This window comes from Intestinimonas massiliensis (ex Afouda et al. 2020) (assembly GCF_900626285.1).
GTDB lineage: Bacteria > Bacillota > Clostridia > Oscillospirales > Oscillospiraceae > Flavonifractor > Flavonifractor massiliensis_A.
Genome location: NZ_LR131147.1, coordinates 682,820 through 696,797 on the forward strand (window position 1 = coordinate 682,820; position 13,978 = coordinate 696,797).

A 13,978-nucleotide genomic window follows, 5' to 3' on the forward strand; every position below is an offset into this window, starting at 1 on the left:
CGGCCCCGGGCCGGAAGGAGAGGTTTGTCATGTCAAAGAGGCAAAAGCAGATGCTGGCCCGGCTCACTGCCGCAGCCATTCTCTTCGCAGCAGCCGTGCTGCTCCCCCTCACCGGGTGGGGCCGGCTGGCGGCATTTCTTATTCCCTACGCCGTGGCGGGCTGGGACGTGTTGTGGCGGGCGGTGCGCAACATCGCCCACGGACAGGTCTTTGACGAAAACTTTCTGATGGCGCTGGCCACCGTGGGCGCCCTGGCTACCGGGGAATACCCGGAGGCGGTGTTCGTCATGGTATTCTACCAGGTGGGCGAGCTGTTCCAGAGCTATGCCGTGGACCAGTCCCGTAAGTCCATTGCCGCCCTGATGGACATTCGACCCGACTACGCCAATGTGGAGGCGGACGGTCAGCTTCAGCAGGTGGACCCGGAGGAGGTGGCGGTGGGCGACACCATCGTCATCAAGGCCGGGGAGCGCATTCCCCTGGACGGCGTGGTGCTGGAGGGGGCCTCCACCGTGGACACCGCCGCCCTTACCGGCGAGTCCCTGCCCCGGGAGGTACGGCCCGGCGACGACGTGATCTCCGGCTGCGTCAATCTGTCCGGCCTGCTCCGGGTCCGGGTCACCCGGGCTTTTGAGGAGTCCACCGTGTCCAAAATCCTGGACCTGGTGGAGAATGCCTCCGGCCGGAAGGCCAAGGCGGAACACTTCATCACCAAATTCGCCCGGTACTACACCCCCATCGTGGTGCTGGCGGCGGCGGCCCTGGCCTTCCTGCCTCCCCTGTTTTCTTCCATCGGTTGGGTGGATTCCATCCAGCGGGCCCTCAACTTCCTGGTGGTGTCCTGCCCCTGCGCCCTGGTGATCTCGGTGCCCCTGTCCTTCTTCGGCGGCATCGGCGGCGCCTCCAGAGACGGCATTCTGGTGAAGGGGGGCAATTACCTGGAGGTGCTGGCCAGGACGGAAGTGATCGTCTTCGACAAGACCGGCACCCTGACCCGGGGGGTGTTCAACGTCACCGCCATCCACCCCGACCACTGTGACGAGGGGCAGCTGCTGGAGCTGGCCGCCCTGGCGGAATCCTACTCCGACCACCCCATCTCCCGCTCCCTGAAGGAGGCCTACGGCAAGGAGATCGACGCCGCCCGGGTATCCGGGGCGGAGGAGCTGTCCGGCCGTGGGGTGCGGGCCGTGGTGGACGGCCGCACCATCTGTGCAGGCAACGACAAGCTGATGGAGGACATCGGCGTGTCCTGGCACCCCTGCCACCGGGTGGGCACCACCGTCCACGTGGCCGCTGACGGGGTGTATCTGGGCCATATCGTCATCTCCGACGAGGTGAAGCCCGACGCGAAGGCGGCTATCTCCGCTCTGAAGGCTTTGGGCATCCGCAAAACCGTCATGCTCACCGGCGACGCCCAGGCAGTGGGTGAGGATGTGGCCCACCGTCTGGGGCTGGACGAGGTCCACACCCAGCTTCTCCCTGCCGACAAGGTGGACCGGGTGGAGGATCTGCTGAAGGAGGTCTCCCCCAAGGGGGCCCTGGCCTTCGTGGGGGATGGCATCAACGACGCCCCCGTGCTCTCCCGGGCGGACGTGGGCATCGCCATGGGCGGTCTGGGCTCCGACGCCGCCATCGAGGCCGCTGATATCGTGCTGATGGACGACAAGCCATCCAAGATCGCCCACGCCATCGCCATCGCCCGGCGCACTCTGGCCATCGTCCGGCAGAACATCGTATTCGCTCTGGCGGTCAAGCTGCTGGTGCTGGTGCTCAGCGCTCTGGGGCTGGCCAGCCTGTGGGCGGCGGTGTTCGCCGATGTCGGAGTGTCGGTCATCGCCATTCTCAACGCCATGCGCTGTCTGAAGCAACCCAAACAGTCCTGAACGCAGCCGAAGGGCCGCCCCAAAAGGAGCGGCCCTTCGTTTTTTCTCTTTACTTGTTCCGGTCAGCCTGGATCAGCAGCTTGACAGCCTCGATCCCCACATCCAGGGCGGCGGACAGATCGTGGCTCTCGGTCTGGTCCAGCCCGGCGGCCTCCCGCTCCTGGTTCCAGATCACGTGGAAGCAGGAGCCGCACCGCACGCCCAGGGCGGCAGCACAGCAAAACAGGGCGGCGGATTCCATTTCAGAGGCCAGGACGCCCAGGCGCTTCCACGCCTCCCACTTGTAGAGCAGCTCCTGGCTCACCGGCATCCGCTTGGGGTCATGCTGGCCGTAGAAGGAGTCCTTGCACTGGACCACTCCGGCGTGCCAGGGCTTGCCCAGGTTCTTGGCCGCCTGCACCAGAGCGGACTGCACCTCATAATCGGACACGGCGGGAAACTCGATGGGAGCGTATTCCCGGCTGGCTCCCTCATGCCGCACCGCGCCGGTGGCGATCACCACGTCGTCGCTCTTTACCTTCAGGGCGATGCCTCCGCAGGTACCCACCCGGATGAAGGTATCCGCACCGATGTTGTGCAGTTCCTCCATGGCGATAACGGCGGAGGGGCCGCCGATGCCGGTGGAGCAGACACTCACCTTCTCCCCCAGCAGGGTGCCGGTGTAGGTTGTGTACTCCCGGTTGCTCTGGATCTTGACCGGGTTGTCAAAGTAGGCCGCAATCTTCTCGCACCGGCCCGGATCACCGGGCAGGAAGCAGTACCGGCCCACGTCGCCGGGCCCGCATTGGATGTGAAATTGAAGCTCATGCTGATGCATGGCGGTCACCTCGTTTCTCCTCATTGATGGGTTTATTATACCTGGTTTACCCTCTATTTGCAAGTTCCACAAATCAGACCGCATTTTGTAACCATTTGTTGTTGTATTTTTTGAGACATTCCGATAAAATATCATGTCGTGACAGATCCCTGATATGGGAGGAGAATACGATGCGAAGGACCATCCTGCTTCCCGCCCTGGCTCTGGTGGGCGGGCTTGCACTGGGCACCCTTCTGGGCGGCGGCCTTTTTTCCGCCAGTCAAGGACTGACCAACACCTTGGGCGGAAACGCTCAGGTAGCCCGGGCCGCAGCCAGCAATGCCGCTGTGCAGCCCACCGCCACACCGTTGGACACAGATGACAATACCCGCCTGTTGGAGCGGGCGGAGTCTGCCCTGGAGCTTCTGAAGGCGGAGGATTATACCAACCTGTCCGCTTTGATCCACCCGGAAAAGGGGCTTACGCTCACCCCCTATTCCACCGTTTCTGTCGAATATGACCGCACCCTGTCCAGCCAGCAGGTGTCCACTCTTGCAGAGGATCAAGAGACCTATGTATGGGGTGTAATGGATGGCTCCGGCTCCCCGATCCGGTCCACATGCAGTGATTATTTCCAGCGGTTTGTGTATAACGCCGACTATGCCCAGGCGCCGGAGATCGGCGTGGACACTGTTCTGATGAGCGGCAACGCCCTGGAAAACGTATCGGATGCCTATCCCCAGGCCCGCTTTGTGGACTACAACTTCCCCGGTATCGACCCGGAGAAGAACGGTTATGACTGGTGTTCCCTCAAGTTGGTGTTCGAGCCCTGGCAGAACGATTGGTACTTGGTCGGCATGGTCCACAGTGAATGGACTACATAAAGTTGGCAATATCAGATGGAAAGCGCGCCTCTCCTACCGGGGAGGCGCGTTTTTTCTGCTCAATTCCGACAAAATATTATGCATCGGTACTTGCATGTAGGTTCTGTTTGCGTTAAGATTGTCCTTACCAACATGCGCAGTGTGTGGAGACGCGCTTGGAAAGGATGATCGCAGCTTGAAAATCATTATCGTTGGCGACGGCAAGGTGGGCTACACCCTGGCCGAGCACCTCTCTCAGGAGGAGCACGACGTCACGGTGATCGACACCGACGACGAGGCGCTGAAACGGGCCTCCGACGCACTGGATGTCATGTGCGTCAAGGGAAACGGAGCGTCCATCGCTGCTCTGGAGGAGTCCGGTGTCGCCTCCGCCGATGTGGTGATCGCCGCCACCAACCTGGATGAGGTGAATATGGTCTGCTGCCTGACTGCCAAGCGCCTGGGCGCCAAGTTCACCATTGCCCGGGTGCGCAACGTGGAGTATGCCATGGAGTTTTCCCACCTGAAGGATGAGCTGGGTGTGGATCTGGCCATCAATCCGGAGAACGCCACGGCGGTGGAGATCTCCCGTCTGCTCCGCTTTCCCCCTGCCGCCAACATTGAGACCTTCTGCCGGGGCCGCGTGGAGCTCATCGGCTTCCGGGTGCGGGAAGGCGATTTTCTGGTAGGTGAACCTCTTTCCGCGCAAGGCCGCAAGCTGCAGGAGCTCTCCATGCTGCTGTGCGCAGCAGAGCGGGAAAACGGTGAGGTCATTATTCCGGACGGCTCCTATGTGCCCCAGGTGGGCGACCACCTGTACCTGGTGGGTGACCCGGTGGGCCTGACCTCCTTCTTCCGGCTGCTGGGCCGGCACACCCCCAAGAGCCGGGACGTATTCGTGGTGGGCGGCGGACGCATTGCCCACTATCTGGCGGTCATCTTGAACCGGATCGGCATGCACGTGAAGATCATCGAGCGGAACATGGAGCGCTGCCGCCATCTGAGCGAAGTTCTGCCCCGCACCATGATCCTGTGCGGAGACGGTACCGACCAGGAGCTGCTGGAACAGGAAAACGTCACCGCCTCCGACGCCTTTGTGGCCCTCACCGACCGGGACGAGGACAACCTGATTATCTCCCTCTACGCCATGCAGCAGGGCATCCCCAAGGTGGTAGCCAAGTGCAACCGGCAGAACTACGTGGGCATCGCCCACGCCGCCGGTCTGGACAGTATCATCTCTCCCAAAATGATCACCGCCAGCCATATCCTCCAGGTGGTCCGCGGCATGCAGAATTCCAAAGGCAGCGTAATGAACGCCCTTTACAAGATCGCCGACGGCCACGCCGAGGCCATGGAGTTCGTGGTCAACGAGACAACCCACAATCTGGACATCCCTCTGCGGGATCTGCGGCTGAAGAAGGGGATCCTGATTGCGGTCCTGGTCCGTCAGGGCAAGATCATCATTCCTGACGGCTCCTCTGTCATCTCCTCCGGCGACACCGTAATCCTCATCTCCCGCAATCACGGCATTATGGATATCAATGATATCTTTGAGGATTCCCTGTTGGATATGGGGGCTGCTCAATGAACTTCAGACTGGTATTCAAGCTGACGGGCAAGACCCTGATGGTGGAGGCAGGCGCTATGCTGCTGCCTCTGCTGGTCTGCCTGTATTATCGGGAGGATCCCCGCCCCTTTCTCATCACCATCCCGCTGCTGATCCTGGTCGGGGCTCTGCTCTCCATGCTGCGGAGCAACGACCACTTTTTCCCCCGGGAGGGGTTCTTTGCCGTAGCCCTGATCTGGCTGCTGGTCAGCGCCACCGGCGCGCTCCCCTTCTACTTCTCCGGCTACTTCCCCACCTACATCGACTGTTTCTTTGAGGCCGCTTCCGGCTTTACCACCACCGGCGCCTCCATCCTCACCGCGGTGGAGCCGCTGCCCAAGGGGATCCTGTTCTGGCGCTCCTTCATGCACTGGCTGGGCGGTATGGGGGTACTCATTCTCGCCATCGCCCTGCTGCCCAGTCTGGGCGCCCGCACCCTCCACCTGATGAAGGCGGAGAGCCCCGGCCCGGTAGTCAGCAAACTGGTACCCAAGAGCAGCCAGTCCTCCAAGATCCTCTACGGCATTTACTGCGGGCTGACGGTGATTGAGATTGTGATTCTGCGAATTGCCGGCATGCCCTGGTATGACAGTATCGTGCATTCCTTCGGGACGGCGGGCACCGGCGGCTTCTCTGTCAAGAACATCTCCATCGCCGCCTACGGCAGTCCAGCCATCGAGATCATCATTACAGTTTTTATGTTGTTGTTCTCAGTGAACTTTGCCCTCTATTTCCTGCTGCTGCGGGGCAAGATCAAGCAAGTGTTCCAGAGCGATGAGCTGCGCTTCTTTCTGGTGGTGGTCTTTGTCAGCATCGTCCTGATCTCCATCAATATCTGGGACCTCTACCCCACCGGGGGTGAGGCTGTGCGCCACGCCGCCTTCCAGGTGGGCTCCATCATCTCCACTACCGGCTATGCCAGCACCGACTTTAACCTCTGGCCGGAGTTCTCCCGGACCCTGCTGGTGCTGCTCATGTTCATCGGCGCCTGCGCCGGCTCCACCGGCGGCGCCATCAAGTGCTCCCGGATTCTCATTCTCCTGCGGTGCATCTACCGGGAGATCCGGCAGGTCATCCACCCCAGAGAGGTCAACGTAGTCAAGCTGGACGGGCACGTGCTGGAGGAGAGTTCCCTACGCTCGGTCCACATCTTCTTTGCCGCCTATATATTCATCACCCTGGGCGCCACTCTTCTGGTGTCGGTAGACAACTTCTCCTTCGGCACCACCATTACCGCCGTCATCTCCTGTATCGGCAACATCGGTCCCGGCCTGGAGACGGTGGGTCCCATGGGCAACTACGCCTCCTTCTCCCTGTTTTCCAAAACGCTCCTCTCGCTCTGCATGATTGTGGGTCGTCTGGAGATTATTCCCATCCTCGTGCTATTTAGCGGAAATGCATGGAAACGCTCCTAAGCGCCCCCTATATCTTTGTGGAAAGCGTCAAATCCTAGGATTTGACGCTTTCTTCTTTGGAATGGGGCTTGCCAAACGCAGGTGTTTTGCGTTAATATTATGTTGTCTGGAAAACCGGGAACCCCTAGTGCTACAAGGGTTCCCGAACTACAAAGGAGTTGGGAAAGTTGTTGGAAAACCTGTTTTGGATTGGCTTAGTGGGTGCAGCTATCGCACTAATCTTCGCCTTAACCCAAGCGAAGAAGGTATTAGGCTTCTCAGAAGGCAACGAGCTGATGCAAAAGCTGGCTGCTTCCATTCGTAAAGGTGCCAATGCCTACCTTAAGCGGCAGTATACGACCGTCGCGAAGATCTTTATCATCGTCTTCATTATTCTTCTGATTTTGGCGTGGGCAAAGATGCTGGATAACTGGTTTATCCCCTTCGCTTTCCTGACCGGCGGCATTTATTCCGGTCTGGCGGGCTTCATTGGTATGAAGATCGCCACCTCCGCCAACGCCCGTACCGCCAACGCCGCCCACGAGAGTCTGAACCGGGGGCTGAATGTAGCCTTCTCCTCCGGCGCGGTCATGGGCTTCACCGTGGTTGGCCTGGGTCTGCTGGACGTATCCATCTGGTTCCATATCCTGAAGTATATCGCCCATTTTGAGGCCGCCAAGATTGCCCAGACCATGGTCATGTTCGGCATGGGTGCCTCCTTTATGGCTCTGTTCGGCCGTGTGGGCGGCGGCATCTTCACCAAGGCCGCCGATGTGGGCGCCGACCTGGTGGGCAAGGTTGAGGCCGGCATCCCCGAGGATGACCCCCGCAACCCCGCAACCATCGCCGACAACGTGGGCGACAACGTGGGTGACGTGGCCGGCATGGGCGCCGACCTCTATGAGTCCTACGTTGGTTCCATCCTGGCCACCTTTGCTCTGGGCGCCGCCGCCTACGGCGCCGACGAAAAGCTGACCTGGGGCTCCATGCTGCTCCCCCTGGTCATCGCCGTGGTGGGCGTGATCTGCTCCGTACTGGGCACCTTCCTGGTCCGCACCCGTGAGGACGCCACCCAGAAATCCCTGCTGGCCACCCTGCGGAAGGGCACTTATACCGCCGCTGTGCTGGCCGCTATCATCGGCGCCCCCGTGACCTATTTCATCATGGGCTCCTGGGGTCCCTACATCGCCATCCTGGCGGGCCTGATCGCCGGCTGCGCCATCGGCTACTTCACCGAGTACTACACCTCTGACACCTATAAGCCCACCCAGAACCTGGCCGTCTCCACCGAGACCGGCGCCGCTACCACCATCATCGGCGGTATCTCTCTGGGCATGCTGTCCACCGCCGCTCCCATCATCATCATCGGCATCGCCATCATCGTCTCCTTCCTGGCGGCCGGCGGCTCCCTGGCCACCAACGGCGAGAACTACAGCGAGCTGTTCAGCAAGGGCCTGTACGGCATCGGCATCGCCGCCGTGGGTATGCTGTCCACCCTGGGCATTACCCTGGCCACTGACGCTTACGGCCCCGTGGCCGACAACGCCGGCGGCATCGCCGAGATGAGCGGTCTGGGCGAAGAGGTCCGCAACCGCACCGACGCTCTGGATTCTCTGGGCAACACCACCGCCGCCACCGGCAAGGGCTTCGCCATCGGCTCCGCCGCTCTGACCGCCCTGGCCCTGCTGGTCTCCTATGTGGACGTGGTCAAGGTCCGTATGGATCACGCCCCCGACCTGTCCCTTACCAACCCCGCCGTGCTGGTGGGCCTGTTTGTGGGCGCTATGCTCACCTTCGTCTTTGCCGCCCTCACCATGAGCGGCGTGCAGCGGGCCGCCCAGTCCATCGTGGTGGAGGTCCGCCGCCAGTTCCGTGAGATCGCCGGCATCATGGAGGGCAAGGCCGATCCCGACTACGCCTCCTGCGTGGATCTGTGCACCAAGGGCGCTCTCCACGAGATGGTGGTCCCCTCCCTGCTGGCTATCATCGTTCCTGTTGTCACCGGCCTGATCCTGGGCGCTGAGGCCGTTGTGGGCCTGCTGGGCGGCGTCACCGTCACCGGCTTCGTAGTGGCCGTGTTCATGTCCAACGCCGGCGGCGCCTGGGACAATGCCAAGAAGTACATTGAGAGCGGCAAGCATGGCGGCAAGGGCTCCGATTGCCACAAGGCTGCCGTTATCGGCGACACTGTGGGCGATCCCTTCAAGGATACCTCCGGCCCCTCTCTGAACATCCTGATCAAGCTGTGCTCCACCGTCTCCATCGTATTCTCCGGCCTGATCACCGCCTATCACCTGTTCTAAGGATTTTCTAAAGCAATCAGCCCGCCCCTTAAGGGGCGGGCTGATTGCTTTTTCAAACGGTTAAGCGATCTGACTATAAAACAACAAGGTCCCGTACCGGCTGGTACGGGACCTTGCAATGTGTTTGATTAATAGTACTTCTTGCGGTTCTTGCGGGCGGCCTCAGACTTCTTGCGGCGCTTGACGCTCGGGCTCTCGTAGTGCTCACGCTTGCGAACCTCGGCCAAAACACCAGACTTGGCACAGCTGCGCTTAAAACGCTTCAGCGCGTTCTCCAAGGACTCGCCGTCCTTCACATGGACTTCCGACATTGATTTCCCCTCCCTCCGAAGCGGCGGGGTTCCACCGCCAAAGGGCCACATAGATATGGCTTTAACAGAACCATTGTATTCTATTATCGTACAAATGTCAAGAGCGGATTTCCATTCTACTGATATTCGTGGAAGAACTCGATCAGGATAGGATACCCGGCCTCCCGCATCCGCAGGATCATAGCATCTACATGGTGCAGTCCGTTTACTTGTTACTTGGCAATCAGGTTGACCAGCTTGTTGGGTACCAGAATGGTCTTGACCAGGTTCTTGCCCTCGGTGAACTTCTGCACCTTGGGATCGGCCAGAGCGGCAGCCACCACGGTGGCCTCGTCGCTGTCCATAGGCACGGTGACGGTGGCACGCAGCTTGCCGCACACCTGCACAGCCATCTGCACCTCGGCAGCCACGGTCTTGCTCTCGTCGTAGGCGGGCCAGCTCTGCTGGCAGGCCATACCGTTGGCGTTGAAGCCCAGGGTCTCCCACAGCTCCTCCACCATGTGGGGAGCGAAGGGGGAAAGCAGCAGCAGCAGGGTCTTGTAATCGCCCTTGGAGCAGCCGTTGGCGTAGAAGTCGTTGACCAGGGCCATAAGGGCAGCGATGGCGGTGTTGAACTTCATGGCCTCGATGTCGTCGGCCACCTTCTTGATGGCCTTGTGGATGGCGCTCTCGTTTGCGGCGGTATACTCCAGGCTGTCGGTGAGCTGCTCGGACAGGTTCCACACCCGGTCCAGGAAGCGCTTGCAGCCCTTGACCGCGTTGTCACTCCAGGAGGCGGCCTTCTCAAAGTCGCCGATGAACATGATATAGGTGCGCATGGTGTCGGCGCCGTACTGGGCTACCACGTCGTTGGGGTTGACCACGTTGCCCCGGCTCTTGGACATCTTCTCGCCGCCCTCGCCCAGGATCATGCCGTGGGAGGTGCGCTTCTGATAGGGCTCCTTGGTGGGAACCACGCCGATGTCGTAGAGGAACTTGTGCCAGAACCGGCTGTACAGCAGGTGGAGGGTGGTGTGCTCCATGCCGCCGTTGTACCAGTCCACGGGAGACCAGTACTTGAGGGCCTCGGGAGAGGCCAGGGCCTTGTCGTTGTGGGGGTCCATATAGCGCAGGAAGTACCAGCTGGAGCCGGCCCACTGGGGCATGGTGTCGGTCTCACGCTTGGCGGGGCCGCCGCAGCAGGGGCAGGTGGTGTTCACCCAGTCGGTCATCTTGCTCAGGGGGCTCTCGCCGTCGTCAGTGGGCTCATAGCTCTCCACGTCGGGCAGCAGCAGGGGCAGCTGGTCCTCGGGCAGAGGCTGCCAGCCGCACTTCTCACAGTACACCATGGGGATGGGCTCGCCCCAGTAGCGCTGGCGGGAGAACACCCAGTCACGGAGCTTGTAGTTGACCTTGGCCTTGCCGATGCCCTTCTCCTCCAGCCACTTGGTGATGACGGGAATGGCGTCCTTCACGGTCAGGCCGTTGAGGAAGTCGGAGTTGACCAGGATGCCGGTCTCGTCCTTGGCGGTAAAGGCGGCCTTCTGCACGTCCTCGCCGCCGGAGACCACCTCGATGATCTCGCAGCCGAATTTCTTGGCAAACTCCCAGTCGCGGTCATCGTGGGCGGGCACGGCCATGATGGCGCCGGTGCCGTAGGTGGCCAGCACGTAGTCGGAGATGAAGATGGGGATTTCCTTGCCGTTGACGGGGTTGATGCCCTTCACGCCGTCCAGGCACACGCCGGTCTTTTCCTTGTTGAGCTCAGTACGCTCCAGGTCGGACTTGGAGGCGGCGGCAGCCTGATAGGCCTTTACCTCGTCGGCGTTCTGAAGCTTGCCGCTCTCCAGCCAGCCCTTCACCAGGGCGTGCTCGGGAGAGAGGACCATATAGGTGGCGCCGAACAGGGTGTCGGGCCGGGTGGTGAACACCACGATGTCCTCGCCGGTGGTGGCCTTGAAGGTGACCTCGGCGCCGGTGGAGCGGCCGATCCAGTTCTTCTGCTGGATCTTCACCCGCTCGATGAAGTCCAGGTCGTCCAGGTCGTCAATGAGCCGCTGGGCGTACTCGGTGATTTTCAGCATCCACTGGCTCTTCTCCTTGCGGATGACGGGGGCGCCGCAGCGCTCGCACACGCCCTCCACAACCTCCTCGTTGGCCAGCACGCACTTGCAGGAGGTACACCAGTTCACGGGCATGGTGGTCTTGTAGGCCAGGCCGTGCTTGTACAGCTGGAGGAAGATCCACTGGGTCCACTTGTAGTAGGAGGGGTCGGTGGTGTTGATGACCCGCTCCCAGTCGAAGGAGTAGCCCAGCATATGGAGCTGCTTGGTGAAGTTCTCGATGTTGTCGTGAGTCACCTTGGCGGGGTGGATGTGGTTCTTGATGGCGTAATTCTCGGTGGGCAGGCCGAAGGCGTCATAGCCCATGGGGAACAGCACATTGTAGCCGTCCATCCGGCGCTTGCGGGCCACTACGTCCATGGCGGTGTAGGGCCGGGTGTGACCCACGTGCAGACCCTGACCGGAGGGATAGGGGAACTCCACCAGGGCGTAGAACTTGGGCTTGTCGCTGTGATTTTCGCAGTGGAAGGTCTTTTCCTCCATCCACTTCTTCTGCCACTTGGGTTCGATGGCGGCAAAATCGTACTTCAAATCTCTCACGCTTTCTTTATTGAAGTCCCCGTTTCATCAAAAAACGGGCGAATATCCAATCTAAGATATTATAATGGAAAGATTTCATGATTGCAAGTATCAGGAACAAAAAAGCATTATCCAACCTGCATCCGGAACAAAAAGCATGAGCTAAGCTATTATGTTTCTGCTTCCGGCACCTATTCACCACGTCTGGTCCAATTGACAAATAAAAGACGCGTCCGCCGTTTTGGCGGACGCGCTTTTTTCAGCCTGTGCCTATGTCATATCACCGGGCATCCAACCGGATGACCGCCTTCCGGCCCTCCAGCAGCTCATACTTCTGGACAAAGAACCAGATCTGAGCCACCTTGTCCACATCCCGCTGATAGGACGCTTCCGTCGGCATGGAGATGACGGTGATCGTGCCGTCGCTCCGATTCTTGATCTTCTTCACGAAGATATCGTCAAAGAGCTCATTGCCCTGGGAATCCCGGAAATAGACCCCGTTGAGCAAGCGGGCATACCAGGCGTTTACCGCCCCCACAGGCTGCATCTTCACGATAAGCTGTCCATCCACCGCCTCATAGCTGGCCGGAGCATAGCCGCCGTCCGGGTTGCCTGTGTCGGTGGAGGGCAGCGAATCCACATCCACCACCTGCCGGAGAGCCTCTCCGCCCACCGGCGTGTTGGGGATGATCTCCAGGGTTTTCAGACCGCTCACGTCCCCGTACAGCTCATAGACGCTGTCCACATAGCCCTCCGGGTCCCAGTAATGATTGATCACCACCTGGTCATAGGGGATGTAGGTCCCAGTATCTCCGTCCCGCAGCACAAAGTCATACCACTCCCTGGCACCGGTATCCTCCTCCGCCCAGCGCAGCCTGAACAGAGTGCCCAAAGGGGAGCGGTTCAGAGAGACCGCCTCCACCTGTACCGGCTCTCCCCCCATCCTGGCGGAAAGGACGGCGTCCAGTTCAAACTGTTCTCCCTGGATAGGGTCGACAGAAAAGGTAAGCGTCTTTTCCCATAACAGCGGAGCGAGCTCACCCGGCTCTGCTTCTCCATACCGGGCCAGCTCCAGCTCCACCTGCTCCCCATCTTCCAGAGGCGCGCGCAGGAGGAAGCGCCATGCGCCGTACAGGGTGTGGTCGTCGGCCAGGTACTCCTGGTTCTCAAAGCTGTTGCCGTAGCCCTCCATGGAAATATCCTCCCCGCCGGAGCGCAGGGTCATCCTGGGGACGTACCGCCATGTCTCATCCTGAACGTATAAACAGTAAAAGATGGTACAGAATGTCCCGTCGGTTGCCACCCGGTCCACCGTAAACACATCGCCGTTTTCTGCCGTTACCGATGACTCCACCGGCTGGGCACAGGTCTCATACACTTCATTCATGCCCAGCATGGCATACTCGTTCTGCTCCCGCAGGAATTCAAGGGTCCCCATGTAATAAGCTGCCGCCGTAACTACCAACAGGCCGCACACCACTGCCGCCACTACAAACACCCGGAGTGTGCGCCCCGCGGTTTTGGCAGGCTCCGCCGTCATGGCCGCCGCGATCTCGCCCTTCTTCTCCCGGCTGAGTACCACATACTCCATCCCCTTTTTGTAATCCTGGCTAAACATATACATCGCCCTCCGTTTCTGAGAGAATCTGCCGAAGCATCTTTCTGGCCCGGCTCAGACGGGTGCGGATGCTCCCCTCCCGTTTGCCCAGTACCCGGGCTATTTCCGCCGTATTCATATCCTCATAGTAGTAGAGGTGCACCACCACCCGGTAGTCCTCCGGCAGCATCAAAAGCACCTCACCCACGTCCCCGGCCTCCAGTTCCGGCGCAGTCACTTCTCTTGCCTCCTCCAGGGGTACCACGCGCCTGCGCCAGGGGGAGCGGTGCAGGTCTCCCGCACAGTTGGCCGCCACCCGCAGCAGCCAGGCCTTGCAGTGCTCCTCCTCCCGGAAAGCGGGTGCTGCCCGCACCAGCTTCAGAAAGGTCTCCTGGGTGATGTCCTCCGCGTCCTCCCGGCTGCCGGTTCTGGCATAGGCCAGACGGTACACCATGGTGCCATACCGCTCCACCAGGCAGGCTGCTTCTTCCCTGTCCATATCCTCCCTCCTTTCACCGTTCTATAGGATACACGGTTTTGCACCGGAAAACGTTACAGCTAAAAACAAAAGCGCGTCCGCCGTTTTGGCGGACGCGCTTTTACG

General features: G+C 60.5%; 10 protein-coding genes. 5 read left to right on the forward strand and 5 right to left on the reverse strand.

Annotated elements, in window-relative coordinates:
* Window positions 1-29: 29 nt before the first annotated feature.
* Complete coding sequence (locus E0E41_RS03550) at window positions 30-1,883, forward strand: heavy metal translocating P-type ATPase (RefSeq protein ID WP_130868756.1); 1,854 nt, start codon at window positions 30-32, stop codon at window positions 1,881-1,883.
* A 49-nt stretch (window positions 1,884-1,932) separates the two neighbouring features.
* On the opposite strand, the gene udp is transcribed toward E0E41_RS03550, so the two are convergent.
* A complete protein-coding gene (gene udp, locus E0E41_RS03555) occupies window positions 1,933-2,700 on the reverse strand; it encodes a uridine phosphorylase (RefSeq protein WP_130870753.1) in 768 nt (255 codons plus the stop codon).
* Between the two features lie 170 nt (window positions 2,701-2,870).
* Here udp and E0E41_RS03560 point away from each other — a divergent pair, with 170 nt between their 5' ends.
* From E0E41_RS03560 to E0E41_RS03575, 4 genes are all read left to right on the forward strand, one after another.
* Entirely contained in the window at window positions 2,871-3,563 is a 693-nt protein-coding gene (locus E0E41_RS03560) for a hypothetical protein (protein WP_130868757.1), read from the forward strand.
* Window positions 3,564-3,738: 175 nt separating this feature from the next.
* The gene (trkA, locus tag E0E41_RS03565; RefSeq protein ID WP_130868758.1) at window positions 3,739-5,130 is read left to right on the forward strand and encodes a Trk system potassium transporter TrkA; all 1,392 of its coding nucleotides are present in this window, start codon (window positions 3,739-3,741) and stop codon (window positions 5,128-5,130) included.
* Window positions 5,127-6,563, forward strand: a complete 1,437-nt coding sequence (locus E0E41_RS03570; protein WP_130868759.1) for a TrkH family potassium uptake protein — start codon at window positions 5,127-5,129, stop codon at window positions 6,561-6,563. Before trkA ends, E0E41_RS03570 begins: the two co-directional genes overlap by 4 nt.
* 170 nt (window positions 6,564-6,733) lie before the next feature.
* Window positions 6,734-8,845, forward strand: a complete 2,112-nt coding sequence (locus E0E41_RS03575) for a sodium-translocating pyrophosphatase (RefSeq protein ID WP_130870754.1) — start codon at window positions 6,734-6,736, stop codon at window positions 8,843-8,845.
* A gap of 128 nt (window positions 8,846-8,973) precedes the next feature.
* Here E0E41_RS03575 and rpsU read toward each other — a convergent pair whose 3' ends face one another.
* From rpsU to E0E41_RS03595, 4 genes are all read right to left on the reverse strand, one after another.
* Entirely contained in the window at window positions 8,974-9,156 is a 183-nt protein-coding gene (rpsU, locus tag E0E41_RS03580; protein WP_009259223.1) for a 30S ribosomal protein S21, read from the reverse strand.
* Between the two features lie 212 nt (window positions 9,157-9,368).
* Entirely contained in the window at window positions 9,369-11,789 is a 2,421-nt protein-coding gene (leuS, locus tag E0E41_RS03585; RefSeq protein WP_130868760.1) for a leucine--tRNA ligase, read from the reverse strand.
* A 268-nt stretch (window positions 11,790-12,057) separates the two neighbouring features.
* On the reverse strand, window positions 12,058-13,395 hold the full coding sequence (locus tag E0E41_RS03590; protein WP_130868761.1) for a DUF4179 domain-containing protein: 1,338 nt from the start codon (window positions 13,393-13,395) through the stop codon (window positions 12,058-12,060).
* The gene (locus E0E41_RS03595; protein ID WP_130868762.1) at window positions 13,388-13,873 is read right to left on the reverse strand and encodes an RNA polymerase sigma factor; all 486 of its coding nucleotides are present in this window, start codon (window positions 13,871-13,873) and stop codon (window positions 13,388-13,390) included. Before E0E41_RS03595 ends, E0E41_RS03590 begins: the two co-directional genes overlap by 8 nt.
* Between the last annotated feature and the right edge of the window lie 105 nt (window positions 13,874-13,978).

What these genes read in the sequence shown, in the direction of transcription:
- E0E41_RS03550 (WP_130868756.1), top strand. Translation starts at nt 30, where the DNA reads ATGTCAAAGAGGCAAAAGCAGATGCTGGCCCGGCTCACTGCCGCAGCC.
- udp (WP_130870753.1), bottom strand. Translation starts at nt 2,700, where the DNA reads ATGCATCAGCATGAGCTTCAATTTCACATCCAATGCGGGCCCGGCGAC.
- E0E41_RS03560 (WP_130868757.1), top strand. Translation starts at nt 2,871, where the DNA reads ATGCGAAGGACCATCCTGCTTCCCGCCCTGGCTCTGGTGGGCGGGCTT.
- E0E41_RS03570 (WP_130868759.1), top strand. Translation starts at nt 5,127, where the DNA reads ATGAACTTCAGACTGGTATTCAAGCTGACGGGCAAGACCCTGATGGTG.
- rpsU (WP_009259223.1), bottom strand. Translation starts at nt 9,156, where the DNA reads ATGTCGGAAGTCCATGTGAAGGACGGCGAGTCCTTGGAGAACGCGCTG.
- E0E41_RS03590 (WP_130868761.1), bottom strand. Translation starts at nt 13,395, where the DNA reads ATGTTTAGCCAGGATTACAAAAAGGGGATGGAGTATGTGGTACTCAGC.
- E0E41_RS03595 (WP_130868762.1), bottom strand. Translation starts at nt 13,873, where the DNA reads ATGGACAGGGAAGAAGCAGCCTGCCTGGTGGAGCGGTATGGCACCATG.